This window comes from Halodesulfurarchaeum sp. HSR-GB, assembly GCF_031432215.1.
In the GTDB taxonomy this organism is placed as follows: Archaea; Halobacteriota; Halobacteria; order Halobacteriales; family Halobacteriaceae; genus Halodesulfurarchaeum.
Map to the genome: position 1 here is coordinate 1217366 of NZ_JAVKGN010000001.1, position 24330 is coordinate 1241695.

The window sequence follows — 24330 nt, forward strand, 5'->3', positions numbered from 1 at the left end:
GAGAGGGTTAGCCGACGATTATGTCATCGCCGATTGTCTCGACGTCCCGTTCCTCCCCGTCCTCATCGCTCGTCTCTTCTGCCGCGAACAGTTCCTCGACGCTCTTCTCGGAATCCGTCTCCTCGGTCAACTCGGCTTCGAGGAGTCGGACGCGTTCCTGGAGGTCGAGTAGCTCCGTCGTCAGTCCGTCGACGGTCGCAGCGAGTTCTTCGACGCGGGCAGAATCGGCGTCGCCGTCGGTCATGCCTGGACGAACCGCCGTGATCCTCTTAAAGCGTGCGGCAGACGCCCGTCAGACGACCGGCCCCACCCTTCGTCAGGTTAAAAGCCCTCGGTAGGGAATCGAAGCACAATGACACAGGCCTCAGCGCGGGACACTCTCGCTCCCGTCATCGGCCTCGAGGTCCACGTCCAGCTAGAGACGGCGACGAAGATCTTCTGTGGCTGTTCGACGGACCCCGATCCCGAACCCAACACGCACACCTGTCCGGTCTGTCTCGGCCTCCCCGGCGCGTTGCCGGTTCTCAACGAGGCAGCCGTGGAGGCGGCGGTCAAACTGGGCAAGGCGATCGAGGCCGACATCCCCGAGCGGACCCGCTTTCACCGGAAGAACTACTTCTATCCCGACCTCCCCAAGGGCTTTCAGATCACCCAGTACGACGCGCCGATCTGTGCCGGGGGGCAGTTGGAGATTTCCCACGAGGGCGAGCGCCGCGAGATCGGCATCGAGCGGGCCCACCTCGAGGAGGACCCGGGGAGTCTGCAACACGCCGGCGGCCACATCGACACCGCCGATTACACCCTCGTCGACTACAACCGCGCGGGAATCCCGCTGATGGAGATCGTCACCGAACCGGACTTCCGGAGCCCCGGCGAGGTCCGGGCGTTCCTGAGCAAACTCGAAGAGGTCCTTGAGTATCTGGGAATTTACGACGGCCAGCGCGACGGGAGTCTGCGGGTCGACGCCAACATCTCGCTGGTCGAGGCAAGCGAGATCGACTCGGACGGCGGGATCGCAGCGTCGGTGCTGGAATCGGCCAACCGGACCGAGGTGAAGAACATCTCCAGTCACAAGGGGGCCGAGACCGCCCTGGCCTACGAGGTCACCCGTCAGCGCAACGCCATCGAGCGCGGTCGGGAGGTCACCCAGGAGACCCGCCACTGGGACGAGTCACGGGGCATCACGGTCTCGATGCGCGAGAAGGAAGCGGAGAAGGAGTACCGATACTTCCGGGAAGCGGACATCCCGCCGCTGGAGGTCAAAGACTGGAAGGAGAAGATCCCGATCCCGGAACTTCCCGAGGCCCGTCGCGAACGGTTCCAGGCCGAGTACGACCTGGGCGAGGAGGCGGCGGCGAAACTCACCTCGACGAAGCAGGTCGCGGACTTCTTCGAGGACATCGCGGATCGCTTTGCCCCCGATCTGGCGGCGACCTGGGTTGCGGACGATCTGCTGGGCGAACTCAACTACCGGGACATGGCGATCACCGACATCGCCGACCGCTTCGAGGAGTTCACCCGGCTGGTCGAGATGGTCGCCGCGGAGGAGATCACCGAGAAGAACGCCCGCGAGGTCGTCCTTCGCCGGATGCTTGATGACGGCGAGCGTCCGGATGAAATCGTCGAGGCGGCGGGACTGGGCAAGACGACCGGCGACGAAGTGGCCCAGGCCGTGAAGACGGCCATCGAGGAGAACCCCGACGCCGTCGAAGACTATCACGCGGGCGAGGGCGGGGCCATCAACTTCCTCGTCGGGCAGGTCATGCAGCAGACCGGCGGCAGCGCCGACCCGGGCGAGGTCAACCAGCTCCTCCAGGAGCAACTGGAGTAAACTCGGAGTTAAGCGGTTTTGCGGCCGTTTCGAGACACGCGAGAGCGAATTACCGACTCGCGGCCCAGTAATAGGTGGCCCGGTAGAGCCCATAAAGAGTCCAGTCGAAGAGTCCGACGGTTGCAACGAGGCTGGGGCCCAGTCACGAACGACGAAATCCTTACAAACCGGTCCGGCTTACGGCCAACTCAGTTCCCGTGGAACTCATCATCACCGAGAAAAACAACGCGGCCCGCCGCATCGCAGACATCCTCAGCGACGGTTCAGCCCGAACCGAACGCGTCGGGGGCGTCGACGTGTACGCCTGGGGGACCCACCGCGTGATCGGGCTCGCCGGCCACGTCGTCGGGGTGGACTTCCCGCCGGAGTACGAGGACTGGCGGGACGTCGAACCGGCCGAACTGGTTCACGCGCCGATCGAGACCCGGGTGACGAAACCGGACATCGTCACCAGCCTCAAGCGACTCGCGGGGAAGGCCGACCGCGTCGTGATCGCCACCGACTACGACCGCGAGGGCGAACTCATCGGGAAGGAGGCCTACGAACTCGTCCGCGAGGTCGAGGAGTCGGTGCCGGTCGATCGGGTCCGGTTCTCCTCGATCACCGAAAACGAGGTGAAAACCGCCTTCGCGAACCCGGACGAACTGGACTTCGAGTTGGCCGCGGCCGGCGAAGCCCGCCAGCGCATCGACCTGCTCTGGGGGGCCGCGCTCACCCGCTTTCTCTCGCTTTCGGCCGGCCAGCGTGGCCAGGACTTCATCAGCGTGGGCCGGGTCCAGACGCCCACGCTCAAACTCGTCGTCGACAAGGAGCGGGAGATCCAGGCCTTCGATCCCGAGACTTATTGGGAACTCTTCGCCGATCTCGCGGGTGGCGAGACGACCTTCCAGGCCCAGTACTTCTACGACGATGACGGGTCGGAAGCCGAACGGATCTGGGACGAAACGCATGCCACCGATGCCGAGGCGGACCTCGCCGGGGCCGGGACCGCGAGTGTGGAATCGGTCCGGCGACGACAGCGCACCGACGACCCGCCCGCACCCTTCGACACCACGCAGTTCATCAAGGCGGCCGGGTCGCTGGGGTTCAACGCGGGTCAGGCGATGAGCATCGCCGAGGACCTCTATACCGCTGGCTACATCACCTACCCGCGAACCGACAACACCGTCTATCCGGACGATCTGGAGCCGGCCGAGTTGCTCGCGCTCTTCGAGGGAACTCCCTTCGACGAGGCGGCGAGTTCGCTCCTTGCGGGCGAGGACCTGGAGCCGACCCGTGGGGACTCCGAGACGACCGATCACCCGCCGATTCACCCCACGCCGGACGTGCCCGACCAGGGGGATCTCTCCGAGGACGAGTGGACGGTCTACGAACTCGTGACCCGTCGCTTTTTCGCGACGCTCGCGGAGCCGGCCATCTGGGAGCACCTGCGCGTGGTGGCCGTCGCCGAGGGCCGCTCGCTCAAGGCAAACGGCAAGCGCCTGGTCGAGCCGGGGTATCACGCGGTTTACCCCTACGTCGACACGTCGGAGAATTACGTCCCCGATCTGGAGGAGGGCCAGACCCTCCAGATTTCCGCTGTCGACCTCGAAGAGAAGGAGACCCAGCCACCCCGACGGTACGGCCAGTCTCGGCTCATCGAGACCATGGAGAAGCTGGGCATCGGGACGAAGAGTACCCGCCACAACACCATCGAGAAGCTCTACGACCGCGGGTATCTGGAGGACGACCCGCCGCGTCCGACCCAGCTCGCGATGGCGGTCGTGGAGGCCGCCGAGGAGTACGCCGACCTGGTCGTCAGCGAGGAGATGACCCAGGAACTCGAAGCGGAGATGACGGCCATCGTCGAGGGCGAGAAGGACCTCGAGGATGTCACTGCAGACTCCCGGGACGCACTGGACCGAATTTTCGACTTGCTCGGGGCTTCACGCGCGGAAATCGGTGATCACCTTCGGTCCTCGCTGAAGGCCGACCGAACCCTCGGGCCCTGCCCGGAATGTGGCCGGGACCTTTTGGTTCGCGAGAACCGGTATGGCTCCTACTTCGTGGGGTGTGATGGCTATCCGGACTGTGAGTTCACCGCCCCGCTCCCGAACCGTGGCGAGCCCCAGGTCATGGACGAGACCTGTGACCGGCACGACCTGCACCACATCAAGATGCTCGACGGGCGGAACACCTTCGTTCACGGCTGTCCGCTCTGCCAGGTCGAGGACGCCGAGTCCACCGAGGACACGGTTATCGGCCCGTGTCCGGAGTGTGGTGAGGACCACGGCGGCGAACTGGCGATCAAGCACCTGCGAAACGGCTCCCGACTGGTCGGCTGTACCCGCTACCCCGACTGTGAGTACGCCGTCCCGTTGCCCCGCCGCGGTGAGATCGAGGTCACCGAGGAGCGGTGTGCGGAACACGACCTGCCCAAACTCCGCATTCACGACGACGATGACGAGCCCTGGGAGTTCGGCTGTCCGATCTGTAACTATCAGGAGTACGCCGCCCGGCAGAACGGCGACCTCGAATCCATCGACGGCATCGGGGAAAAGACGAAGGACAAGCTCATCGAGGCCGGGATCGAGTCCGTGCCGGATTTGATTTCGGCCGACCCGGAGGAGTTGGCTGGCAACGTCGATGGGGTCTCGGCCGACCGGATCCGTGACTGGCAACAGAGCGTGGGCTGACCCCGAGAGTTTTAACCCGATCCCGGCCCTGGATTCCAGTAATGCGCCTCGACGAGTACATCGAGGGCTTCCAGCCCGACGAGTCGGCCCGCCGTCGCCGCCTCGCCGAGGAGAAGTCCTACGAGATCATCGATTACGTCGAGGACCTCCAGACCGGACTCCAGTCCTCGCTCCAGGGTGATTCGCTCGTGGGGAGTACCTCCCCGTCAGTGTTCGTGGGCCGCTCGTCGTATCCGAACGTGAGCACCGGGATTCTCGCGCCGGTCGGCCAGGAGGACACCGCGGCCGAGTTTGCCACCAGCGGCGAGTGGTACCAGCGAGGACTGGACATCGAGAACGTCCTGCAGTACCGCACCGGCTTGCTCAACTCCCGGCGTTCGGCCAAGGTGGACGTCGAGGACGTCTGGGACGGCTTTGTGGGCACCCAGCGGGAGGTCGCCATCGCTGATCGCCCGGTCGACGTCGAAATCGGGCTCCGGGACACCCCGGAGATCGACCTGGACCGGTATCGCAACCCGCAGGCCAACGCGCCGAGCGGTCCGAGCGCGACTGCCGACCGGGCGGAGTTGGGTGAAAATCCGCACGTGCCCCGGCAGGTCAAAAAGACCCTGGAGGACGACGACTGGCGGGCCGAGGGTGCGATGACCTACCTCTATCGCCGTGGCTTTGACGTGTACGACATCAATCAGGTGCTCTCGGTGGGCGCACTCGGCCAGTCGCAGAACCGACGGCTCGTGCCCACCCGTTGGTCGATCACGGCCGTCGACGACACCGTCTCGAAGTTCCTGCGGGGGTCGATCCGGAACGCGCCGTCGATCGACCAGGTGCAGGTATTCGTCAACGAGTACATCGGCAACCGGTACTGGGTCGTGCTGGCCCCCGGCTCCTGGGAGTTCGAACTCGTGGAGATGAAAGCCCCGGGCAGCATCTGGAACCCGGAGCCGACCGGCGAGATCTTCATGTCGAGTGCCTACGAGAACTACGAGGGCCGCTCGGGCTACGTGGAGGAGACCGCCGGGGCGTACTACGCCGCCCGTCTGGGCGTGCTCGAATACCTGGAATCGATCGGGCGGCAGGCCAAAGCGCTGGTGCTCCGGGAGGTGTCGGACGATTACTGGGCTCCAGTCGGGGTCTGGCAGGTCAGAGAGAGCGTGCGCAACGCCTTTGAGGAGGGGCCAAAGCCCGATCTGGCGGGCGAACCCGGCGTCGCCGAGACCTTCGAGTCGGCGATCGGACAGACCGTCCCCCACCTGCCGGTCTCGCTGGGTGCGCTTCGCCGGAAGTCAGAACTCGTCGCGGGCCGGCAGGCCGGCCTGGCGGACTTCCAGGCGTAGTGCCGGGGCCAGAAGGATTAATCGGGTTCCGCTCCCAGGTCGGGTATGAGCGATACTGACCCGTGGCGACCGGTGGCCCCCCGTGGTTCCCATCAGGGGTACGCCCTGCTCGGGGCGATCGCGGCGGGTATCGGTGGCATTCTTTTGGCCTTCGGGCTCTCAGCAGTCCTCGGTCTGGCTATTGGCGGGTTCTTTCGTGACCTGTCGCTTCTGGTCATGGTCGGTCTCCTCTTTCTCACGAGTGCCCTGGGGCTCGTGGGTGGGGGCGTCCTCTATCTCCGATATCGTGGCCTCTCGCCGCGAGCCTACGTCCCTGCGGACGTTCCCGGACTGCGTGATCTACTCTATGCAGGGGGTGGCTACGTGGCGGCGATGGGGCTTGTCTTCGCCGCCGGCGTGGCGCTCACCGTCGGTGGGGTTCAGCCGGAGACCACAAACCAGGCCGCGGAACTGGGCATCGAGAACCCGGAACTGCTGCTCTGGCTCGTCCCGCTCTCCCTTTTCGTGATTGCACCCAGCGAGGAGTTCCTGTTTCGGGGGGTCGTCCAGGGACGACTTCGCGAGGCGTTTTCGGCCCAACTCGCGATCCCGCTGACGGCCGCACTCTTCGCGCTGGTTCACTACTTCTCGTTGACGGGCGGCAGCGGGGCCCGATTCATCGCCATCGCGATCCTCTTCCTGCCGAGTCTGGTCTTCGGGGTGGCCTACGAGCGCACCGAGAACCTGGTGGTCCCAATTTTGATCCACGGCGTGTACAATTCCACCCTGGTGCTGTTGCTCTACGTCTCGATCTCGGTCATGGGAGACGTGCCCGCCGCGATCTGATTACTCCTCGGTCGGAACCGGGCCGGTACCGATGACCCCTTCGACGGCCTCGCGGAAGGCCTGTCGAGTGGGGAAGTACGTCTCGTCGATCTCCGCCAGGATGTCGGTGAGTTCCTGGGGCCCATCCGGCGTCCGGACGACGGTGTCGCCCTCTTTGCGGTCGATTTCGCTCTTCTGGATCGCCCAGGTCAGTCGCTCGGCGATCCGGGCGATCGGGGCGCCCTCCACGTCGGGGCCCGAACCCAGTTCGACGCCGTCCGCTTCGTCGGTGTCCTCGGCCATGGAAGGGGCTTTTCCCGGCCGCCGATTCAAGCTTTCGATGCACTGCGCCGGCGGCCCGTCTGACATAGTGTTATGGGCCTCCGGTTCCAACGGGGCCGTATGCCAAGCCTGGGGGAGACCTACGAGCGCCGGGTCGGGGTTGCGAGCCGCAAGCAGGTGCTCCTGGGAACCGGGCTCTTCGTCGCCGGGGCCGTCCTCCTCGTGGCCGCGATCCTGATCGGTGGCACTGGACTCCTGGTGGAGAACGGCTTTGGCGTCCTGGAGAGCCGGGAGATAGCGGGTATCCTCGGCGGCGTCGGGATCCCGGCGGTGTTCCTGGGGGTGACGATCGTCCTCCCAGCGACGCGGTTCCACAAGACCGCTGCCGGACTCGGGGCCGCCCTGGCCCTCGTCGGCGTGGCGCTCTTCCGGCATGCCTACCCCGAGAACTGGTATGCCAGCCCGGGTGTCCCCTCGACGCTGGTCCTGGGCCTGCTGCTGGTCTACTTCGCCGGCATCCTGGTCTCCTTCTGGACGCTTTTCACCGCCGTCGCGACCTTCAAGACCCGAAACGATCCCGGGGGCACGGTCTCGCTCTCTGTCGACAACCCGGGGGCGACGGTGCGGGCGGTCGAGGCCGTCCAGACCGAGTTCCAGAACGCCGGGAAGGCCATCAGCAGCGGTCTGGGCGGTATCGGGACCTTCGGGGACGAGACCGAAACCACGGATCTCGGGCCACAGCCCCACCAACAGGCCGGCTCCGTATCGGACGGCGGGGTCTCGGCGGACGCCGAGATCGTCGAACCGGGCGCGGAGCGTACGGCCCAGGCAGACGACGGCGAGGTGATGGACGAACCCGCAACCGGGCCGGATCAGTACTGTGGGAACTGTACGCACTTCGAGTACACCGAGCGGGACGGCGACATGCACCCCTACTGTGGGCTCTCAGAGGAGCCGATGGACGACATGGCGGCCTGCCAGTGGTGGCAGGGGAACGCGAGTTAATCGGGTAACTGCGCCCGGAGGTGTTCCCAGTGGCTCCCGATCCAGTAGAACTGCCCACAGTCCCGACACTGCCAGACCCGCTCGTCGGTGGGGTCGGGCCCGGCTTCTGGACCCGGTCCCGATTCGACCCGCGCTAACGGCCCGTTACAGCGCGAACAGCGGGTCGGCTCCGTCAGTTCGAGTTCGAACCCGGCGTCGGCCAGTTCCGCGAGCTGGTCCTGTGGATCGAGTTCCTTCAGCAGCAGGCTGTCACCCGCTCGCTCGGCGACGTCAACGTCCCGCGTGAGAAGCAGTCGCCCCTCCTGCTCGGCCCAGGCGAGGATCGCCTCGTCGGCCTCGATGTCCCGGTCGAGTGCGTAGGCCGTGTCGTAGCCAACCATCCGGAGAATCGAGACGAGCCCGCCGAGCATCACGTCGAGGAGAAGTCGGGTGTCCGCGGGCCGGGCCATCAGTGGAGGAACTCGCGCAGGCCGTCGATGTCACGGGTATTGAGCACGTCCTCGGCTTCTGCCCAGCCGCGACGGGCGGTGTGGACACCGAACCGCTGGTAGGCGAACTCGCTGGGCGCATGGGCGTCGGTGTCGATGGCGATGGTCGCGCCGGCTTCGATCGCCGCCTTGACGGCACGCCCCCAGAGGTCCAGCCGGTGGGGGTTGGCGTTGACCTCCAGGGCGACGCCGTTTTCGGCCGCCGCCGCGCCGAGCCGATCGGCGTCGAACGTCATCGCGGGCCGCTGGTTCAGCAGCCGACCGCTGGGATGGCCGAGCACGTCGACAGCCGGGTGTTCCATCGCTTTGATCAGGCGTTCGGTCCGATCCTCGTCGTCTCCCAGGTCCGCGTGTGGCGAGGCGATCACCACGTCAAGTTCACCCAGCACGGCCGCGTCGGTTTCGCCAACCGCGCCGTCCGGGCCGACGTTCGCCTCGATTCCGGTGAGGACCTCGATGGGTGCGTCCGCGGCGACAGCCCGTACCTCCTCGATCTGCTCGCGAATCTCCTCGTCCGCGAGCCCGCTGTCGCCGAACACGCCCGGTCCGGCGGCGTGATCCGAGATGACCAGATAGTCGTGGCCGTATTCGGCGGCTCCGGCCACCATCTCCTCGATGGAGTGGTTGCCGTCCGACCAGGTGGTGTGGGCGTGGAGATCGCCACGGAGATCCCCTGCTTCGACCAGATCGGGGAGCGAGTCCTCAGCGGCCGCCTCGATCTCCCCGCGGTTCTCCCGCAACTCCGGCGGTATCCAGGGCAGATCGATCGCCTCGTAGACACCTGTCTCGTCCTCGCCGGCGAGCCTGGTCCCGGCCCGGGTGTCCTGCTCGGCGCGCTCTGTGTCGGTGACGGCGAAGACCCCATACTCGTTGACCTTGCGCTCGCGTTCGATCGCCCGGTTCCGCAGGGCGATGTTGTGATCGCGACTGCCGGTGAAGTACACGAGTGCGCTCCCGAACTCCGCGGGATCCACCAGCCGAAAGTCGACCTGCATATCGGCCACGCGGAGACTCGTCTTGGTCTCGCCCGATTCGGCCACGGACTCCACACGCTCCCAGTCGGTGAGTTGGGCTGTGACCTCGGCCTTCGAGTCACTCGCGATCAGTACGTCCACGTCGCCGATCGTGGGTCGCCAGCGCCTGAGCGAACCGGCCAGGGCAGCCGCTTCCACGCCGTCGAGGTCTCTCGCGTACGCGAGGACGTCCTCACCGACCGGTCGGGCGTTCCCGAGCAGGACCCGTTCGCCGGCCTGTCTGGCGAAGGGGATGTTCGCCAAAATGTTCTGCTCGGTCTTGGCCCCGAACCCCGAGACGGACTGGATCTCGCCGGCCTCGGCGGCGGCTTCGAGATCGTCGAGGGTCTGGATGCCGAGTGCCTCGTAGAGCGCCCCAACCGTCTTCGGACCCACGCCCTCGACGCGGGTGAGTGCCGCCATGTCCACCGGCAGGTTCGCTCGCTCTGTTTCGAGTTCCTCGATCGAGCCGGTCTCGACGTACTCGATTATCTTCTCGCCGATGGCCTCGCCGACCCCCTCGATCGCCGTGACGGCATCCAGTCCCGACGCGGCGAGGTCCTCGATCGGCTCCGGGTGGGAGCGAACGTTCGCGGCCGCGTTCCGGTAGGCTCTGGGTTTGTACTCGACGTCTTGGGCCTCCAGGAGGGCCGCGAATTCCTCCAGCCGGTCGGCGACCGTGTCGTTTGTTACCACGTGTTCCCCCGGCGACCGCCTCGCTTCTCGTCCTCGCCGGTCACCGAATCGAGAAAGGATCGCCACCGCTTCTGATCGGCCCGTTCTCGTCGTCGCGTTTCGGCTTCGAGGTCGGTATCGGCGTCGGATTCCAGGGCCGTCAGCGCCCGATCGATCCCGAGAATCGACTCCGCGAGCCGTTCGCCGCGATCCCGGGAAATTTCCCCGGCCTCGATTTCGGCCCGGCGTCGCTTCCGCTCGGCTCGCAGCTCCCGGATCAGCGACTGGACATCTTCTTCCGATGGTTCGGGGCCTTCGCTTCTCGCGTCGAGGACGAACGCCGCGAGATCGATCTGCTCGCCGGCCACCTCCAGGGTGTCGGGGATCGAGGCCCCGACCGTGGCGCCCTCACGATCGATCCGTTCGAGGAGTCGCTCGCGTTCGTAATCCTGCACACCAGTTCGTACTCGGCCAAACCCCAAAAATCCACACGTCCGCCGTCGGGAGTTTTATCCCGAGGACTGACAAACCCGTGCCCATGGTGCGATGTGACTACTGTGGGCGCGAGGAGGGCATGCCGTACCAGTGTCGCATGTGCGGCGGCACGTTCTGTTCCGAGCACCGGCTCCCCGAGAATCACGACTGTCCGGGACTGGATCAGTGGGAGGACCCGGGCGGGGTCTTCGACTCGGGATTCGACGACTCGGTCTCGGGCTCCTCCACGCGGGCCGGGCGGAGTGTCCTCGAACGGCTCGGTCTGGGGAGCGGCCCGGGTGGGATCGGGGGGTACGTCCGGCGGAACATGACCTACGTCTTCCTCGCGATCATCTGGCTTGTCTTCCCGCTGGAACTCCTGGTCGCGTTCGGCCTCCAGGACGCACAGCTCTTTAGCGCCCTCTTCACGCTCGATACGAACCACATCGAGTACGTCTGGACCTGGGTCACCTCGATCTTCGCTCACTCCCCGACGAACTTCATGCACATCTTCTTCAACAGCATCGTGCTGTACTTCTTCGGCCCGGTCGTCGAGCGGAAGATCGGGTCGAAGGCCTTCGCGGCGCTGTTCCTCGTCAGCGGGGTCGCCGCCGGTCTGGCCCAGGTCCTCGCGACCCTGGCCGTCGGCGGGACGGCCACGGTCCTCGGCGCGAGCGGGGCCATCGCGGCGCTGCTGGGTGTCTTGACGGTGCTCAACCCGAACCTCCGGATCTACCTGTACTTCATCCTGCCCATGCCCCTCTGGGTCGCGACCGCGCTGTTCGCGGGCTACTCGGTGCTCGTGAGCACCGCTGGCGGAGTCGGATTCGGTGGCGTCGCGCAGATCGCCCACCTCGCGGGACTCGGAATCGGCCTGCTGTACGGGCTGTACCTCAAGCGGACTGGAACCCGCGCCCCCCAGCAGCTCCGGATCGGGGGCAGCGGGCCCAATCGCCGTCGTCGCCGCTGAGATGAAGCCGGTCCGTCCGGAGTACGTTCCGAACCCCGACGCCTCGCGGGACGAAATGGACGCCCTTCAGCGCGAAATCGCGAGTGTCGCCACGTTTGCCGACGCTGGCTGTCCCGCCCCCGCAGCCGTCGAGATCGAGGGGCCACTCGACCTCGACCAGCGGACTTCGCCAGCGGGCAACGAGCCAATCGTCGCCGGCGTCGATCAGGCCTTTCTGGACGGGGTCGCGGTGAGCGCCGTCGTCGCAATTCAGGGCGACTCGGTCGTCGAGGTCGCCTGTGGTCGGACCGAACTCTCGATCCCCTACATCCCCGGCTTGCTCTCCTTTCGCGAGGGCGGGCCGATAATCGACGCGCTCGACTCGCTCTCGGTCGATCCGGACCTCCTTTTCTTCGATGGGAGCGGGCGTATCCACTACCGACAGGCCGGGCTCGCGACCCATCTCGGGGTGCTCTACGACCGCCCAGCCATCGGCGTGGCGAAGAACCTGCTCTGTGGCCAGCCGGCCGAATCGCTGGCTGAACCGCTGCCGGCTGGCACCCAGGTACCGATTTATGCGGACGAATCGGTGACGGCTGAGCCGGGGACGATTCTCGGATACGCCTACCAGTCACGGCAGTTCCCGAACCCCGAGGTCCGGCACGTGAACCCCATTTACGTGAGTCCGGGCCATCGCGTGAGCGCCGAGACCGCCGTGTCGCTGGTCGCCGCGATGGGAGCCGGCTACAAGCTACCCGAACCGGTGCGCCTGGCCGATCGGGCCGCATCGGACTGCAAGCATTAACTGCCTCTCGGGCGAGGGTGGGGTATGGAACGGACCGTACTCGTCACCGGTTGCTCCTCGGGCATCGGCCATGCGACGGCCGAGGCCTTTCTTGCGGAGGGGTGGACGGTGATCGCGACCGCTCGCGAGGAGGCAGACATCACGGACCTCGCCGAGAAGGGAGCCCTCACCCACGAACTCGACGTGACTAAACCTGCCCAGTGCCAGGACGTGATCGACTGGACGATCGCGGAGACCGGGCGACTGGACTGTCTCGTGAACAACGCGGGCTACGCGCAGTTCGGCCCGCTTGAGGACGTGCCGACCCGACACGTCGAGTCCCAGTTCGACGTGAACGTCTTCGGCCCGCACCGACTCGTGAGGGCCGCCCTCCCCCACATGCGCGAGGCCGAACGCGGGACCATCGTCAACGTCTCCTCCGTTTCCGGGCTGCTCTCGGCGCCAGGAATGGGCGTGTACTCCGCCTCGAAGGCCGCCCTCGAATCGATGAGCGACGCGCTCCGGGCGGAGGTCACGCCCTTCGACATCGACGTGGCCCTCGTCGAGCCCGGGCCGGTGAACACGCAGTTCGAGGACCGCGCACAGTCCTCGCTCGTTGATCTCGACCGAACGGGAGCCTACGAGGACCTCTACGGTGCGCTCACCGATGCGGGAATCGTCGGCGAGATGGGTGCTGTCCCACCGGAACGGGTGGCCGCTGTGATTCTCGAAGCTGGGACCTCGACGGATCCGCAGTCGCGGTATACCGTCGGCCCGGCCGCGAAATACCTCACGATGGCCCGGTTGCTTCCGGACCGGGTCCGGGACCGCATCTTCTCGCTTTTGCGGAGGCTCGGTGCATGACACGGATTCAGAACCGGGCGGCACTCGCCCAGTCGCCGGCCCACGAGACGGTTCTCGACGCGCTGCTCGCTGGCATCGAGGCGAGTGACCCGGCGACGGTCGTCGAGTCGACGGTCTCACTCGACGGTGACCAGCTCCGGGTTGGAGAGACGACCTACGACCTGGCAGCCTACAGCGAGGTCGTCGTCCTGGGTGGCGGGAACGCCGCCTCGCAGGTCGCTCGGGCACTCGAAGCGGTCCTCGGCGACCGGCTCGACGGCGGGCTGGTTGTCACCGACGATCCCGTGGAAACCGAGCGGGTGACGGTGCGGCCCGGGGATCACCCGGTGCCGAGCGAGCGCGGCGTCGAATCCACCCGACAACTCCTGAACCGGGCCGCGGCAGCGACCGAGGAGACTCTCGTCCTGGGTGTAATCACCGGTGGCGGCAGTGCGCTGATGCCGGCCCCGGCGGCGGGCATCGAACTCGACGATCTGGTCGCGACAACCGATCAGTTGCTCCAGAGTGGCGCGCCGATCCAGGACATCAACGCCGTCCGCAAGCACCTCTCGGCGATCAAGGGCGGTCAGCTCGCGGCCCTGGCGGCCCCGGCGACGGTCGTTTCGCTCGTTCTCAGTGACGTCGTGGGGAACCATCTGGATGTGATCGCCAGTGGCCCGCTCGTTCCCGATCCGAGCACCTTCGCGGACGCCCAGGCCGTGATCGATCGCTTCGATCTCTCGCTGCCGGATTCGGTCAGCGAACGCATTCGAGCCGGCGTCGCCGGGGACCTCGAAGAGACGCCGAAACCGGGCGATCCGGTCTTCGAGCACGTCTCGACACACGTCATCGCGGACGGGATGACGGCCCTCACGGCCGCTGCGGACGTGACCGAGGCGGCGGGATATGACTCGCTCGTGCTCTCCTCGCGAATCGAGGGTGAGGCCGCCGAGGCGGCAAAGACCCACGCCGCGATCGCGAACGAGATCCGAGCCACGGGAACGCCGGTCGAACCACCAGCAGCGATTCTCTCCGGCGGCGAGACCACCGTCACCATCGACGGCGATGGGGGCTCCGGCGGGCCGAACCAGGAGTTCGCCCTCTCCGCGGGGCTGTCTCTGGACGGTTCGACTATCGTCGGCGCGGTCGACAGCGACGGGATCGACGGCGCGAGCGACGCCGCAGGCGCGCTCGTCGACGAGTCAGTCGTGGATCGCCAGGCGGCCCAGGCCGCCCTCGACGCGAACGACACCGGGGCGTACCTCCAGGCCCGGGACCGCACCATCGTGACGGGACAGACCGGGACGAACGTCAACGATCTGCGAATCCTGCTCGTCGAGGAGAACTCATTCCAGACAGGCGGCGACGAGTCGGAGTAACTCCTCCCCGCGAACTTCTTCGGCGAAGAGCGGGACCCGCTTCACGTCATAGCCCATGAAAAGCTCCTGGGCCGTTCCGAGTGCGGACTGCTGGACGTCCCAGCGTCGCTGACAGAACTGACAGCCATCGAGGTTCGGAGCGACGTACTCCCCGGGGGCCACGCCGTCGACGATCGATTCGAGTGGCTCCATCACGCGATTGACCACGACCGTCGAGACCGGAATTCCAAAGCCCTGCAACTGGTTCTCCAGTCGCTTTGCCTCCTCGACGGCCATCTCCTCGGGCACGGTCACGATCCGGAAGTCGGTCCGCTCCGGATCGGCGAGCAGCGCTCGCAACCGTTCGACGCGCTCGATCTGGGCGTCGAGATCCGGGCCTTCAGCCCCCTCCGACTCGCCGAACAGGCCCGTCAGGCTCTCGCCGAGCGAACCGAGTCGGTCCCGCAACCGGACGAACCGGCCCATCATCGTCTCCATCATCTCGGGCAGTTCGAGCAGTCGCAAGGTATGTCCGGTCGGGGCCGTGTCGATGACGATCCGGTCGAACCGGTCGTCGTCCAGGTACTCAAGCAAGAGTTGCATCGCCGCGGCTTCGTCCGCGCCGGGGAACTGGCCGTCCAGCAGGGGATCCGGCTCCTCGCCGCCCAGCAGGTCGCCGACCCCGCCCATCGAGAGGTCGCCACCGAACGCGCCGACCTCCTGGAGGGCCGTCTCCGGGTCGATCTCGACGGCGAAAAGCGGGATGTCCTCGCGGATTCGGGTCGGGGCGGATGGAATCGAGACGCCGTAGGCGTCTCCCAGCGAGTGGGCCGGGTCGGTCGAGACGACGAGGGTGTCGGTCCCGTCGAGAGCGCTGGCCAGCCCGGTCGCCGCGGCCATCGTGGTCTTTCCGACGCCACCTTTCCCGCCGTAGAGCACGTACTCGGCCGTCCCACCGGCCACGCCCGGTTCGAGGGAGTCGACCGCTTCGACCTCGATGTCGTCCATGCATTGTCTTCGCACGGAGCCGGGAGTATCTTTTCTTCGAGCGGCCCACAGGTTCTTGGCGGCGGCCGAGCGAGAGCCCCCATGGACGAACCCATCGAGGCCCGTCTGGGAGCGGCCCTCGACGACCGGGACCAGACGCTCGCGACCGTCGAATCGTGTACTGGCGGCCTGATCGGCTCGCTCGTGACCGACGTGTCGGGGTCGAGTGCCTACTTCGACCGTGGCTTTGTCACCTACTCGAACGCGGCCAAACTCGACCTGGGGGTCACCCGGGAGTCCCTGGACGAACACGGCGCCGTGAGCGAACCGGTGGCCCGCGAGATGGCCCAGGCCGCCAGAGACGCGGCGGGCACTACCTGGGCCGTTTCGAGCACTGGCATCGCCGGCCCGACCGGCGGGACGGCAGAAAAACCAGTTGGGACGGTGTACGTGGGGGTTGCGTATGCTGGGGAGTGGGGCACTGGAACCACCGGGACGACGGTCAGCCACCACGAGTACGACGGGTCGCGGACCGCGATCAAGTCACAGGCCGCCCGCGACGCGCTCAAGTCCGTCCTCGAAGCGGTCCGGGATCAGTAAACGGCCACGTCGTCGAACCGGCCGTCGTAGGCGACGTGGTCCGGATGGGTCGGCTCGGTCCCGGAGAGCAGCAGTCGGTCGAACTTCTTCCAGGTGTTCTCCCAGGCCAGGTGGGCGAATTCGGCCCGACAGCGCCAGTCGTGTCGCGAGCCGTTCCGCCGCTCGACACGGCGGTCACGCCCCTCCCGAAACGCTTCGAGCAGGGCCGCCTCCGAATCGATATCCCCCGAGATGGCCGTCCAGACCTCGCCGATCGTCTGTTTTCGATGGGCATACGAGGACCCGAACTCCGGCATGTCCAGAGTTTTGGCCATCTCCACGGCCCGTTCGTTGTGCTGTTCGAGGTGCTTTGGATTGTACACCTCCAGGGCGTCGATCTGGGATTCGTAGGCCCGCAGATCGCCGCGGTCGAGACTCACGGTCAGGAATTCGGGGTGTGGGGCCAGGACCACCGCGTCCTGACGGTCGAGTTCCCGCATGGCTCCCTCCAGGGTAATGAAGTCCGGGACCGGTTCGTCCAGCCCCAGCGCCAGCACGTGTTTGCGGTGTTGCCAGGGCCCGGTGAAAATTTCGCGGGCTGGCACCACGAGCAAGTCCTCGTCGCTCAGGCGCTCGGCCCGTCGGCGGGCCGCGGGAAGTCTGGTGAAGTGTGGTGCGTAGACCAGGACGTCGAGCCCGCGGGATTTCGCCCGTTCGACGACCTGTTCGTCGAGGATTTTCACGTGGGGATCGATACGCGTTTCCGACACGATTCGGGTTATACACGGCCCGGTAATCTCCCTTGCGAAACTGATCCCGCCGTGGGAAATCTTATGGGATCGCCTCGCCAAGGGCCGCTATGTCGCGCTGGCTCTGTGCGATCGAGGGCTGTATGGTGGGCTTCGAGGACGTCGAGTCCCTCCTCGCACACCAGAGAGACGATCACGAGGGTCACACCTGTGAAATCTGTGGGGAACGGGTCCCCGCGGGCTTTTTCGCCATCAGGCATGCCTTCGAGGAACACACGCGAGCCGAGTATGTCAGACACTACGACGGGGACTCCGACGCGATCCGGTGGCGAGAACAGATTTTGGCCTCCGTCGGGGAGCAGCTAACGGCCGCCGAGTAACTTACCGTTCGTCGCTGTCGAGCACCCGGATCTGGTCCCCACGGACCGTGACCGGGATCGGAACCGTCGCCTCGTAGAGTTCGACTGTCACCTGGTCCTTGCCCTCGTCGATCCGCTGGACCTGGGCCTTCTCGCCCTTGAACGGGCCGGCGATCAGTTCGACGATGTCCCCCTCCGCGATGCCCTCGACGTCGGGCTTTGGCGAGAGGAAGTGTTCGACTTCCGTGATGCTGCTCTCCCCGGGCACGATGCTCCGGGCGTGGGGGATGTCTTCGAGCACGCGCTCGAGCACGCCCGTGTCCTCGGCCTCGACCATGACGTAGCTGGTGAGTGACTCCGGGGCGAGCACGGCGTGGACTTTCTTCTCCTCGCGGTTCGCGATCATGCTCGCCACGGTCTGTTCCTGACTGGCCGTGGTTTTGACGGCGTATATCGACATGATCAGGCCCCCGGCAGTACACCCATGATGAGGAAGATGAGAAAGCCGATGAGGCCGATGAGGAGGATCCCGGCGGCCGCGATGAGCGAGATGCGGGAGAACTCCTCCCAGTCCGGAGTGCTGGCCAGTTTCAGCACCCGCGTGTAGGCGTTTAACTCGTAAGGTACGTCCATGGGCCTCCGTTTGGGGCGGGTGCTTTTCTATCTATTGGAAAACGCTCTCGCTACTCGACGTAATCGAAGTCCTCGAGTTCCTGGGCCGGGGTCTGCTCGGTCGCCTCCTCCTGCCGGCCGTAGATCTGCGGGGACTGGACGCCGGTGACGACCACCATCGTCCGCATGTGCCCGTCGAGGTCCTCGTCGATCGAGGTCCCCCAGATGATCCGGGCGTCCGGATCGATCCGGTCGTAGATCTCCTCGACGACGCCCTCTGCCTCCTCGATGGACATGTCTGGGCCGCCAGTGACGTTCACCAGCGCGGAGTTCGCACCGGCGATGTCCACGTCCAGAAGCGGCGACCGCAGGGCCTCCTTCACCGACGCCGTGGCCTTGCTGTCCGAATCCGCTTCGCCCAGGCCGATCATCGCGACGCCGCCTTTCTCCATGACCGTCCGCACGTCGGCGAAGTCCAGGTTCACGAGCCCCGGCTTGGTGATCAGTTCGGTGATTCCCTTGACCGAGCGCATCAGGATCTCATCGGAGATCTTGAAGGCCTGGCGGACCGGCAGTTGGCCGACCGAGTCCAGCAGTCGGTCGTTCGGAACGACGATGACAGTATCAGCCACGTCGCGCAGGCGTTCCAGCCCGGCCTCGGCGTTCGTCCGCCGTACCTCGCCCTCGGCCGTGAAGGGGGTCGTGACAACTGCAATGGTCAACGCGTCGGTCTCACGCGCGGCCTTCGCGACGACCGGCGCGGAGCCGGTGCCCGTGCCACCACCCAGGCCGGCGGTGACAAAGACCATGTCCGAGGTGGAGATCGTCTCGCGGATCTCGTCCTGGCTCTCCAGGGCGGCCTCCTCGCCGACCTGAGGGAGCGACCCGGCTCCGCGGCCCTGGGTCTTCTCCCGACCCATCAGGATCTTCTTGTCGGCCTGAATGTCGACCAGATGCTGGACGTCGGTGTTGGCCGCGACCAGCGACGCGCCGTGAATGCCCTCCTCGAACATCCGGTTGATCGTGTTGCTTCCGGCCCCGCCACAGCCCACGACGGTGATGTCGGTCTTGAGGTCCTCGAGGACCGCCTCGAGTTCCTCGTTTGTCATCTCCCCCGTTGGGTGTTCAGTGTCCCCCGAGGCCGCGCTCCCCGTTTCGGCCTCGTCGATCGCGTCCTCGACGATAGAGTCCATCTTGGCTATCGGTTACCGGATGAACCTTAATTACCTTTCCCCTATCGTCACGCGGCCGTCAGACGTCGAATCGCTGGGTTTCCCGACTGGAGACTGTCTCCGGTTCGATGGTCTCCCCGTCGACAGTGACCGACTCGCCCGCCGCGAGCCGGCCGAACAACGGCCCTTCGGGCACTCCGCGCTCGGCTGCCAGCGCCGGATCGAAGCCCTCCCGTTCGGCGATCACTTGCCCGTCGACTCGCTTCACCGTCTCGAACTCCCGTTCGAGCAGCCCGAGGAGGCCATCGATCAGCGCGTCGTAGGCCGCCTCGTCCGGAAGCGCGGCGCGATCGCCGACCCGGTTCCCGTTCTCCTCGCTCTGGTAGGCGACCGTGTGTGCCGCGACGGTCGCCACAGTATCCGCCGGGTCGATCGCCGCGGCGGCATCGAGCAGTTCGTCTGGAAGTGCGCGCACGTCCAGGTCCTCAGTCGCCGTCCGCTCGCCGAACCGAAGCCCGGATTCGACAGTCCCCAGTTGGGATTCCATCCGCTCGACGACGGCCGGATCGACGCCGCTGGTTTCTCTGATCCACGTCTCGCTCACGATCTCGTAGCCCAGTGACTCGAGGACTGCGGCCACCTCGGGGTAGTCCCCGTCGAAGACCGCGGCGGACGTGTTGCTACGCTCGAAAAGTGCCTGGACGAGATCCCGATTGGCTTCGGGGTCGCCGAGTTCCTCGAGACTCCAGTCCGCGGCCACGTGTCCGATCGCGGCGTCGGTCTCCAGGAGGAGCCGAGTTGGCTGGGGAGCGTAGTGGTTCCCGCCGACGGCGACGAACGTTCGTTCAGCGTCGGGGCCAACCCCTGCCAGTGACAGGATGGCCTGGGCGACCGCCCGGCCGCCAACCGAGTCGTCCCACTGCTCCGGGCCGCTGCCGAGTTCCACGAACATCGCGGGCGCGCCGTACTCGGTCGGGCCGTGGTGGGTACACTCCATCGCGACTTCGTATGGCTCCGGTGCGAGATAGTCGAGTTCGCGAATGACGTGTTTGAGCGCGCCAGGCGCGGGCTGGGAGACACTGCGCGGCTCGCCGCCGTACTCGGCGTCACCGAAGTTCCCCGTGAAGTGTGCACTCAAAAGCGGGCCGCTGTCCCCGGAGTGTTTCGAGGCCACGACGACATACTCCGGGTCGTCGAAGGCCGCCGCCACCTCGTCCAGTTCCAGGTGGAGCCGATCGAACTCGCGGAGTTCGAACGCACCGTGATGGTAGACCCCGGGTTCGGACTCGGTCCAATCGACGAGGTCCAGCAACTCCTCGGCGATCGTCACCGAAGCCTGATCCGCGGTGCTGCAGACGATTCCGATCACGGATTCGTGTAGTATCGAGCGGCGATTAAGGCCGTCGAAGCCCGTGGAAGTTTAGTTGCTCGCGAGCGTGAATCCAGACGATGAGTACTGGGCAACGGTTTGAAATCTTCGAGGACAGGGCCGGTGAGTGGCGATGGCGACTCGTCGCCGCGAACGGGAACATCATCGCGGACAGCGGCGAGGGCTACAGCTCGAAACAGGGCGCGAAACGTGGTATCCAGAGCGTGAAACGGGGCGCAGCCGACGCCGCCGTCGAAGTACTCGAGGACTGAACGGGCGGGAATCAATCGATCTACAGGCGGAACAGGCCGAGTGCCTCGGGGCTTGACCCCGAGGGTGAAGGCCGTAAGCTCGGCTAAACGTGTTCCGTTCGCTCGATGTACTGTTCAATCGTGCTGGTCGAAACATCACCAGCCGTCCCGACGTAGTACGATTCCTCCCAGAACCCACCGCCCCACAGGTATTCCTGTAATAGAGGTTCGTGCTGTTGCCACATCTCTCGTGCTGTAATGCTCTTGACTGTCCGTACAATCTCACTCGGGGCGTGTTTGGGATGTGCCGACAGAAACAGGTGTACGTGGTCGGGTGAGATGTGCAACGACAGAATCTCGTAGTTGTACTCGTCGCACACCGCTCGAAAACTCAATTCCAGTGAATCTTCTATCACACACACACAGTATTGGGTGTCGATACTTCGGACACCACACAAAGTGGTAGTTGACGTTGTATACCCTATGGTTTGACCGTTTCTCGCCCATACAGTCAGTGAGTGGACAAGATTTAAGCATTTCAGTGAATAAGCAATACGTGTGAGATGACTAAACGACTCACCGTGGACTTCGAGGACGAGCTATACAAGGAGTTCTCGAAGCAATGCATCGACGCTGAGAAAACTAAGTCCGAAGTCGTGCGTGGACTCGTCCAAGACTGGCTCAACGAATCCGAAGAATGACCGACGTACAGACTCTCGTGAAGACGCTGGATTTCCAACTGAACATCCATAGTGACAACGAGAGTCTGCTGGAAGACGCCACGCTCGAATCCCGGTGGGCGTACAACGAAACTATCCGTCTCGCCAAGCAGGGCGTTGACTGGGATGAAATCCCCGACCGTGTGGCCGACGACGCCGACCTCGTGAAAAATACCACACAGCGCGTCGTTGCGAAAGCACTCGGCGCGATGGAAAACTACCACGAGTACGAGGACTTCGGCCTGCCGAGCCACACCAAAGACGGCGCGTACCCGCTTCGAGCCAACTACAAAGAAGGCTACAACCTCACGCTCCGAGACGACGGTACTATCGAGTTCCGTATCAGTGCCAAACCGTACAAGCACGTCAAAGGCGTGCTGGAGGGCGACGACACCCATCTCGACATTCTGCGGACGGCACTCGCTGGTGACGAGTGGTCCATCGGGACAGCCGAAGCCCTGTTCCACGACGGAACACCCGAGTTGCACGTCAATGTCACGAACACCGAGCGTACCGTCCGAGAGAAACAGGACTCTCGGACAGTCATTGGCGTGGACGTGAACGAAGACAACATGGCACTGTCGGCACTGTCAGCAGAAGGCGTTGAGGATACGCTTGTCATTGACTTCCCCGAAATCAAGTTCGAGCGTCACCGCTACTTCACGATGCGAAAGCGGGTGCAGAACGCCGAGAAACCGAGTATGCACGATACGCTCGAAGGTCGGGAAGAACGGTTCGTCCGTGACCGACTCCACAAGGTGAGCCGTCACATCGTGGAATGGAGCCACCAGTTCGAGAAGCCGTGCATCGTCTTTGAAGACCTCAAAGAGATGCGCGACAGTATCGACTACGGCACTCGGATGAACCGACGCCTGCACCACCTGCCGTTCCGTGCGCTCCAATACTACACGTCGTACAAAGCCGCTTTCGAGGGCGTGCCAACGGCGTGGATTGACCCTGAATACACGAGTCAGCAGTGTCCGATGTGCGGACACACAGAACGGGCGAACCGCCACAGAAAGCGGTTCAAGTGCCGGTCGTGCCAGCATCAGGACCACGCCGACCGAAGTGCGAGCGTCAACATCGCTGTGAAAGGTATCGAGAAGCATCAAGACTGGAATGTGCCTGCTCTCAACAGCCTTCCCCAAGTGCGGAAGGTGTCGACCGAGAGACGAAGTCTCTCGTGATCCCGAAAATCTTCGATTTTCGGACGACGACGGCAGGCATCGGGGGCCGTGGACGCCCCGACCGTGACCTCGGATACCGCGAGAGGGCACCATCCCAATGGTATCCGAGGCGTGTCCGACTAATCCACGGGAAGCCTCGGGGTCGTTCGAGAGAGCGAAGCTCTCTCGTGATGACGAGACGCCTCCGGCGTCTCGAACCACTTGACCCCGAGGCAGTTCACTGGTCTGATTGGACATCGAAGGACCGACTGGTCAGGCTGAACATCGAACGATCTATCGCCGATAGTGGTGTTTCTCTCCGTTTCAGGCCTCCTCGGCGCTGTTTTGCCCCCTGGTCGGTCTGTCTCACTTCCCGGACGCGAAGAGCGGTCCCACCCTGGGGAACTGCCAGTTTCGAAGGATCTTGTGGCTTTTAAGGGTCCCCGGAGTGACCTGCAAACAGTAGCGATGTCCTGGTGCACTCGTGGATCGGACGGGGATTCGACGGCCGTGTCGGGACCGGGAGGGGCGGCGCCATGAATCGGCAAACAGTCGGTGCGTTGCTCGGTGCGATCGGGTTGACCGTCCCCTGGCTCGTCGTCTGGCTGTTCTCGGTCGAGGGGCTGTCGACGAACCTGACCGTGTTCGTCAGCGGCATCTCGGTGCTGGGAGCGGCGTTCCTCCTCGCCTGGGCGGCCGAGACGGCCGAGCGTGACGTGCCCCGGCCATTCGCGATCGCGGTGCTCGCGGTGCTGGCCGTCGCGCCCGAGTACTCAGTCGACGCCCTCTACGCCTGGAACGCGGGCGCCTTCGCCGGGACGCCCAGGGGGATCGAGGCCGGAAACCTCGCGGTTGCGAACATGACCGGGGCCAACCGGATTCTCATCGGGATCGGGTGGGCGGGAATCGCCCTGTTCACCGTCTATCGCAGTGGGGCGGACCTCGATCCCGCCGTCGAGCATCGGGACGGCTTGCTCGCTGACGCCGTGACCGTCCACAAGGATCTCGCGCTCGACATCACCTTTCTGCTGGCTGCGACGCTCTGGGCGTTTTTCGTCCCGCTCTTTGGCGGGATCGACGCCCTGGACATGGCGATCCTGGTTGGCATCTACGTGACCTACATTCTGGTCATTCTCCGGGGTGATATCGAGCCAGAGGAGGAACACGTCGGGGTGCCGGCGGCCCTCCAGGCCCAGCCGAAGTGGCGACGGGTCTCGACGGTTCTGGCGCTGTTTGCCTACTCGGGACTGATCATCTTCACCGCCGTCGAGCCCTTCGCTCACGGCCTCGAAACGATCGGGACGAACATCGGCGTGCCTCCCTTCTTCATGATCCAGTGGATCGCGCCGCTGGCCTCCGAGTCACCGGAACTCATCGTCGTGGTCTACCTCGTGAACAAGGCCCGATCCACGGCCGGGTTCAACGCGTTGATCTCCTCGAAGCTCAATCAGTGGACACTTTTGATCGGGACCCTGGTCGTCGTCTACTCGATCGCCTACGGCTCTTACGGCGTGCTCCCCTTCGACGCGAAGCAGGCGGCCGAAATCTGGCTGACCGCCGCCCAGTCCTTTTTCGCCCTCGGAATCCTCACGAACTTCGAGATCTCGGTCCGCGAGGCCCTCATGCTGCTGGGGCTTTTCGTCTCCCAGGTGGGCCTCGAATTCCTGATCATTCGGGATGCCGTGGCACTGCCCCTGACCAGCCACGAACTACTGCTGGTCTACACTGGCATCTATCTCGTCCTCGGGGCGTTCCTCTTTATCACTCGGTGGGGCGCGTTCACGACCCTTCTGGGTCGGGCGAGCCGGACGATCGGGGCGGCCTTGCCGTCTCGGTGATCGTGGGCGACAAC

The 24330-nt window shown here is 65.2% G+C and carries 25 protein-coding genes and 2 pseudogenes; 15 read left to right on the forward strand and 12 right to left on the reverse strand.

The window, feature by feature from the left end; all coding sequences use genetic code 11:
- Nucleotides 1-7: 7 nt before the first annotated feature.
- Nucleotides 8-244 (reverse strand): hypothetical protein, encoded by a 237-nt coding sequence (locus RH831_RS06395; protein WP_310553395.1) that lies wholly within the window; start codon nucleotides 242-244, stop codon nucleotides 8-10.
- Between the two features lie 108 nt (nucleotides 245-352).
- Here RH831_RS06395 and gatB point away from each other — a divergent pair, with 108 nt between their 5' ends.
- The 4 genes from gatB to RH831_RS06415 all read left to right on the forward strand — a co-directional run bounded on the left by gatB (nucleotide 353) and on the right by RH831_RS06415 (nucleotide 6665).
- Nucleotides 353-1831, forward strand: coding sequence for an Asp-tRNA(Asn)/Glu-tRNA(Gln) amidotransferase subunit GatB (gatB, locus tag RH831_RS06400; protein WP_310553396.1), 1479 nt, complete (start codon nucleotides 353-355; stop codon nucleotides 1829-1831).
- 197 nt (nucleotides 1832-2028) lie between these two features.
- On the forward strand, nucleotides 2029-4506 hold the full coding sequence (locus tag RH831_RS06405; protein WP_310553397.1) for a DNA topoisomerase I: 2478 nt from the start codon (nucleotides 2029-2031) through the stop codon (nucleotides 4504-4506).
- Nucleotides 4507-4547: 41 nt separating this feature from the next.
- The gene (gene nreA / locus RH831_RS06410; protein ID WP_310553398.1) at nucleotides 4548-5840 is read left to right on the forward strand and encodes a DNA repair protein NreA; all 1293 of its coding nucleotides are present in this window, start codon (nucleotides 4548-4550) and stop codon (nucleotides 5838-5840) included.
- A gap of 45 nt (nucleotides 5841-5885) precedes the next feature.
- On the forward strand, nucleotides 5886-6665 hold the full coding sequence (locus RH831_RS06415) for a type II CAAX endopeptidase family protein (RefSeq protein WP_310553399.1): 780 nt from the start codon (nucleotides 5886-5888) through the stop codon (nucleotides 6663-6665).
- Here RH831_RS06415 and RH831_RS06420 read toward each other — a convergent pair whose 3' ends face one another.
- A complete protein-coding gene (locus RH831_RS06420; RefSeq protein WP_310553400.1) occupies nucleotides 6666-6947 on the reverse strand; it encodes a DUF5789 family protein in 282 nt (93 codons plus the stop codon). It abuts the gene before it with no gap.
- Between the two features lie 99 nt (nucleotides 6948-7046).
- Here RH831_RS06420 and RH831_RS06425 point away from each other — a divergent pair, with 99 nt between their 5' ends.
- A complete protein-coding gene (locus RH831_RS06425; protein WP_310553401.1) occupies nucleotides 7047-7931 on the forward strand; it encodes a hypothetical protein in 885 nt (294 codons plus the stop codon).
- Here the strand turns inward: RH831_RS06425 and RH831_RS06430 are convergent.
- The 3 genes from RH831_RS06430 to RH831_RS06440 are packed head-to-tail and all read right to left on the reverse strand — an operon-like array spanning nucleotide 7928 to nucleotide 10562.
- Complete coding sequence (locus RH831_RS06430; RefSeq protein WP_310553402.1) at nucleotides 7928-8380, reverse strand: Mut7-C RNAse domain-containing protein; 453 nt, start codon at nucleotides 8378-8380, stop codon at nucleotides 7928-7930. The two genes, RH831_RS06425 and RH831_RS06430, sit on opposite strands and share 4 nt — an antisense overlap.
- Nucleotides 8380-10128, reverse strand: a complete 1749-nt coding sequence (gene polX, locus RH831_RS06435) for a DNA polymerase/3'-5' exonuclease PolX (protein ID WP_310553403.1) — start codon at nucleotides 10126-10128, stop codon at nucleotides 8380-8382. Before polX ends, RH831_RS06430 begins: the two co-directional genes overlap by 1 nt.
- A complete protein-coding gene (locus RH831_RS06440; RefSeq protein ID WP_310553404.1) occupies nucleotides 10122-10562 on the reverse strand; it encodes a DUF5788 family protein in 441 nt (146 codons plus the stop codon). Before RH831_RS06440 ends, polX begins: the two co-directional genes overlap by 7 nt.
- A gap of 83 nt (nucleotides 10563-10645) precedes the next feature.
- On the opposite strand from RH831_RS06440, the gene RH831_RS06445 reads away from it, so the two are divergent.
- From RH831_RS06445 to RH831_RS06460, 4 genes are read left to right on the forward strand one after another with little or no spacing between them, the layout of a single operon-like run.
- On the forward strand, nucleotides 10646-11551 hold the full coding sequence (locus RH831_RS06445; RefSeq protein ID WP_310553405.1) for a rhomboid family intramembrane serine protease: 906 nt from the start codon (nucleotides 10646-10648) through the stop codon (nucleotides 11549-11551).
- 1 nt (nucleotide 11552) lies between these two features.
- Nucleotides 11553-12335, forward strand: coding sequence for an endonuclease V (locus RH831_RS06450; protein ID WP_310553406.1), 783 nt, complete (start codon nucleotides 11553-11555; stop codon nucleotides 12333-12335).
- A 24-nt stretch (nucleotides 12336-12359) separates the two neighbouring features.
- Nucleotides 12360-13178: an SDR family oxidoreductase gene (locus RH831_RS06455; RefSeq protein ID WP_310553407.1), complete on the forward strand. Its 819-nt coding sequence runs from the start codon at nucleotides 12360-12362 to the stop codon at nucleotides 13176-13178.
- Nucleotides 13175-14536, forward strand: coding sequence for a DUF4147 domain-containing protein (locus RH831_RS06460; protein WP_310553408.1), 1362 nt, complete (start codon nucleotides 13175-13177; stop codon nucleotides 14534-14536). Before RH831_RS06455 ends, RH831_RS06460 begins: the two co-directional genes overlap by 4 nt.
- On the opposite strand, the gene RH831_RS06465 is transcribed toward RH831_RS06460, so the two are convergent.
- A complete protein-coding gene (locus RH831_RS06465; RefSeq protein ID WP_310553409.1) occupies nucleotides 14504-15523 on the reverse strand; it encodes an ArsA family ATPase in 1020 nt (339 codons plus the stop codon). The genes RH831_RS06460 and RH831_RS06465 overlap by 33 nt on opposite strands.
- Nucleotides 15524-15604: 81 nt before the next feature.
- On the opposite strand from RH831_RS06465, the gene RH831_RS06470 reads away from it, so the two are divergent.
- On the forward strand, nucleotides 15605-16102 hold the full coding sequence (locus tag RH831_RS06470) for a CinA family protein (protein WP_310553410.1): 498 nt from the start codon (nucleotides 15605-15607) through the stop codon (nucleotides 16100-16102).
- On the opposite strand, the gene RH831_RS06475 is transcribed toward RH831_RS06470, so the two are convergent.
- Entirely contained in the window at nucleotides 16096-16851 is a 756-nt protein-coding gene (locus tag RH831_RS06475; protein WP_310553411.1) for a PHP-associated domain-containing protein, read from the reverse strand. The two genes, RH831_RS06470 and RH831_RS06475, sit on opposite strands and share 7 nt — an antisense overlap.
- Before the next feature lie 89 nt (nucleotides 16852-16940).
- Between RH831_RS06475 and RH831_RS06480 the strand changes: the two genes are divergently transcribed.
- The gene (locus RH831_RS06480; RefSeq protein WP_310553412.1) at nucleotides 16941-17210 is read left to right on the forward strand and encodes a hypothetical protein; all 270 of its coding nucleotides are present in this window, start codon (nucleotides 16941-16943) and stop codon (nucleotides 17208-17210) included.
- Between the two features lies 1 nt (nucleotide 17211).
- On the opposite strand, the gene RH831_RS06485 is transcribed toward RH831_RS06480, so the two are convergent.
- The 4 genes from RH831_RS06485 to RH831_RS06500 are packed head-to-tail and all read right to left on the reverse strand — an operon-like array spanning nucleotide 17212 to nucleotide 20342.
- Nucleotides 17212-17649, reverse strand: coding sequence for a transcription elongation factor Spt5 (locus RH831_RS06485; RefSeq protein ID WP_070365257.1), 438 nt, complete (start codon nucleotides 17647-17649; stop codon nucleotides 17212-17214).
- A gap of 2 nt (nucleotides 17650-17651) precedes the next feature.
- Nucleotides 17652-17822, reverse strand: coding sequence for a protein translocase SEC61 complex subunit gamma (locus RH831_RS06490; RefSeq protein ID WP_070365256.1), 171 nt, complete (start codon nucleotides 17820-17822; stop codon nucleotides 17652-17654).
- A gap of 50 nt (nucleotides 17823-17872) precedes the next feature.
- Entirely contained in the window at nucleotides 17873-18994 is a 1122-nt protein-coding gene (ftsZ, locus tag RH831_RS06495) for a cell division protein FtsZ (protein WP_070365255.1), read from the reverse strand.
- Nucleotides 18995-19052: 58 nt separating this feature from the next.
- A complete protein-coding gene (locus RH831_RS06500) occupies nucleotides 19053-20342 on the reverse strand; it encodes a D-aminoacyl-tRNA deacylase (protein ID WP_310553413.1) in 1290 nt (429 codons plus the stop codon).
- Between the two features lie 80 nt (nucleotides 20343-20422).
- Here RH831_RS06500 and RH831_RS06505 point away from each other — a divergent pair, with 80 nt between their 5' ends.
- Nucleotides 20423-20614, forward strand: a complete 192-nt coding sequence (locus tag RH831_RS06505; RefSeq protein WP_310553414.1) for an HVO_2922 family protein — start codon at nucleotides 20423-20425, stop codon at nucleotides 20612-20614.
- An 83-nt stretch (nucleotides 20615-20697) separates the two neighbouring features.
- On the opposite strand, the pseudogene tnpA reads toward RH831_RS06505, so the two are convergent.
- Nucleotides 20698-21100: pseudogene (tnpA, locus tag RH831_RS06510) on the reverse strand (IS200/IS605 family transposase).
- A 56-nt stretch (nucleotides 21101-21156) separates the two neighbouring features.
- Between tnpA and RH831_RS06515 the strand changes: the two are divergent.
- From RH831_RS06515 to RH831_RS06525, 3 genes and pseudogenes are all read left to right on the forward strand, one after another.
- Nucleotides 21157-21294, forward strand: coding sequence for a plasmid partition protein ParG (locus tag RH831_RS06515; protein ID WP_310553415.1), 138 nt, complete (start codon nucleotides 21157-21159; stop codon nucleotides 21292-21294).
- Nucleotides 21291-22622, forward strand: a pseudogene (locus tag RH831_RS06520) (RNA-guided endonuclease TnpB family protein). The gene RH831_RS06515 and the pseudogene RH831_RS06520 overlap by 4 nt, the downstream one beginning before the upstream one ends.
- A 392-nt stretch (nucleotides 22623-23014) precedes the next feature.
- A complete protein-coding gene (locus RH831_RS06525; RefSeq protein ID WP_310553416.1) occupies nucleotides 23015-24316 on the forward strand; it encodes a sodium:calcium antiporter in 1302 nt (433 codons plus the stop codon).
- The last annotated feature ends 14 nt before the right edge of the window (nucleotides 24317-24330 follow it).

Bases quoted from the DNA above. Each gene is read 5' to 3' on its own strand.
- RH831_RS06470 (WP_310553410.1), top strand. From the start codon at position 15,605: ATGGACGAACCCATCGAGGCCCGTCTGGGAGCGGCCCTCGACGACCGG.
- RH831_RS06420 (WP_310553400.1), bottom strand. From the start codon at position 6,947: ATGGCCGAGGACACCGACGAAGCGGACGGCGTCGAACTGGGTTCGGGC.
- RH831_RS06515 (WP_310553415.1), top strand. From the start codon at position 21,157: ATGACTAAACGACTCACCGTGGACTTCGAGGACGAGCTATACAAGGAG.
- RH831_RS06450 (WP_310553406.1), top strand. From the start codon at position 11,553: ATGAAGCCGGTCCGTCCGGAGTACGTTCCGAACCCCGACGCCTCGCGG.
- RH831_RS06430 (WP_310553402.1), bottom strand. From the start codon at position 8,380: ATGGCCCGGCCCGCGGACACCCGACTTCTCCTCGACGTGATGCTCGGC.
- ftsZ (WP_070365255.1), bottom strand. From the start codon at position 18,994: ATGGACTCTATCGTCGAGGACGCGATCGACGAGGCCGAAACGGGGAGC.
- RH831_RS06465 (WP_310553409.1), bottom strand. From the start codon at position 15,523: ATGGACGACATCGAGGTCGAAGCGGTCGACTCCCTCGAACCGGGCGTG.
- RH831_RS06460 (WP_310553408.1), top strand. From the start codon at position 13,175: ATGACACGGATTCAGAACCGGGCGGCACTCGCCCAGTCGCCGGCCCAC.
- gatB (WP_310553396.1), top strand. From the start codon at position 353: ATGACACAGGCCTCAGCGCGGGACACTCTCGCTCCCGTCATCGGCCTC.
- RH831_RS06395 (WP_310553395.1), bottom strand. From the start codon at position 244: ATGACCGACGGCGACGCCGATTCTGCCCGCGTCGAAGAACTCGCTGCG.
- RH831_RS06480 (WP_310553412.1), top strand. From the start codon at position 16,941: ATGTCGCGCTGGCTCTGTGCGATCGAGGGCTGTATGGTGGGCTTCGAG.
- RH831_RS06425 (WP_310553401.1), top strand. From the start codon at position 7,047: ATGCCAAGCCTGGGGGAGACCTACGAGCGCCGGGTCGGGGTTGCGAGC.
- RH831_RS06525 (WP_310553416.1), top strand. From the start codon at position 23,015: ATGAATCGGCAAACAGTCGGTGCGTTGCTCGGTGCGATCGGGTTGACC.
- RH831_RS06490 (WP_070365256.1), bottom strand. From the start codon at position 17,822: ATGGACGTACCTTACGAGTTAAACGCCTACACGCGGGTGCTGAAACTG.
- RH831_RS06445 (WP_310553405.1), top strand. From the start codon at position 10,646: ATGGTGCGATGTGACTACTGTGGGCGCGAGGAGGGCATGCCGTACCAG.
- RH831_RS06505 (WP_310553414.1), top strand. From the start codon at position 20,423: ATGAGTACTGGGCAACGGTTTGAAATCTTCGAGGACAGGGCCGGTGAG.
- RH831_RS06485 (WP_070365257.1), bottom strand. From the start codon at position 17,649: ATGTCGATATACGCCGTCAAAACCACGGCCAGTCAGGAACAGACCGTG.
- RH831_RS06415 (WP_310553399.1), top strand. From the start codon at position 5,886: ATGAGCGATACTGACCCGTGGCGACCGGTGGCCCCCCGTGGTTCCCAT.
- nreA (WP_310553398.1), top strand. From the start codon at position 4,548: ATGCGCCTCGACGAGTACATCGAGGGCTTCCAGCCCGACGAGTCGGCC.
- RH831_RS06455 (WP_310553407.1), top strand. From the start codon at position 12,360: ATGGAACGGACCGTACTCGTCACCGGTTGCTCCTCGGGCATCGGCCAT.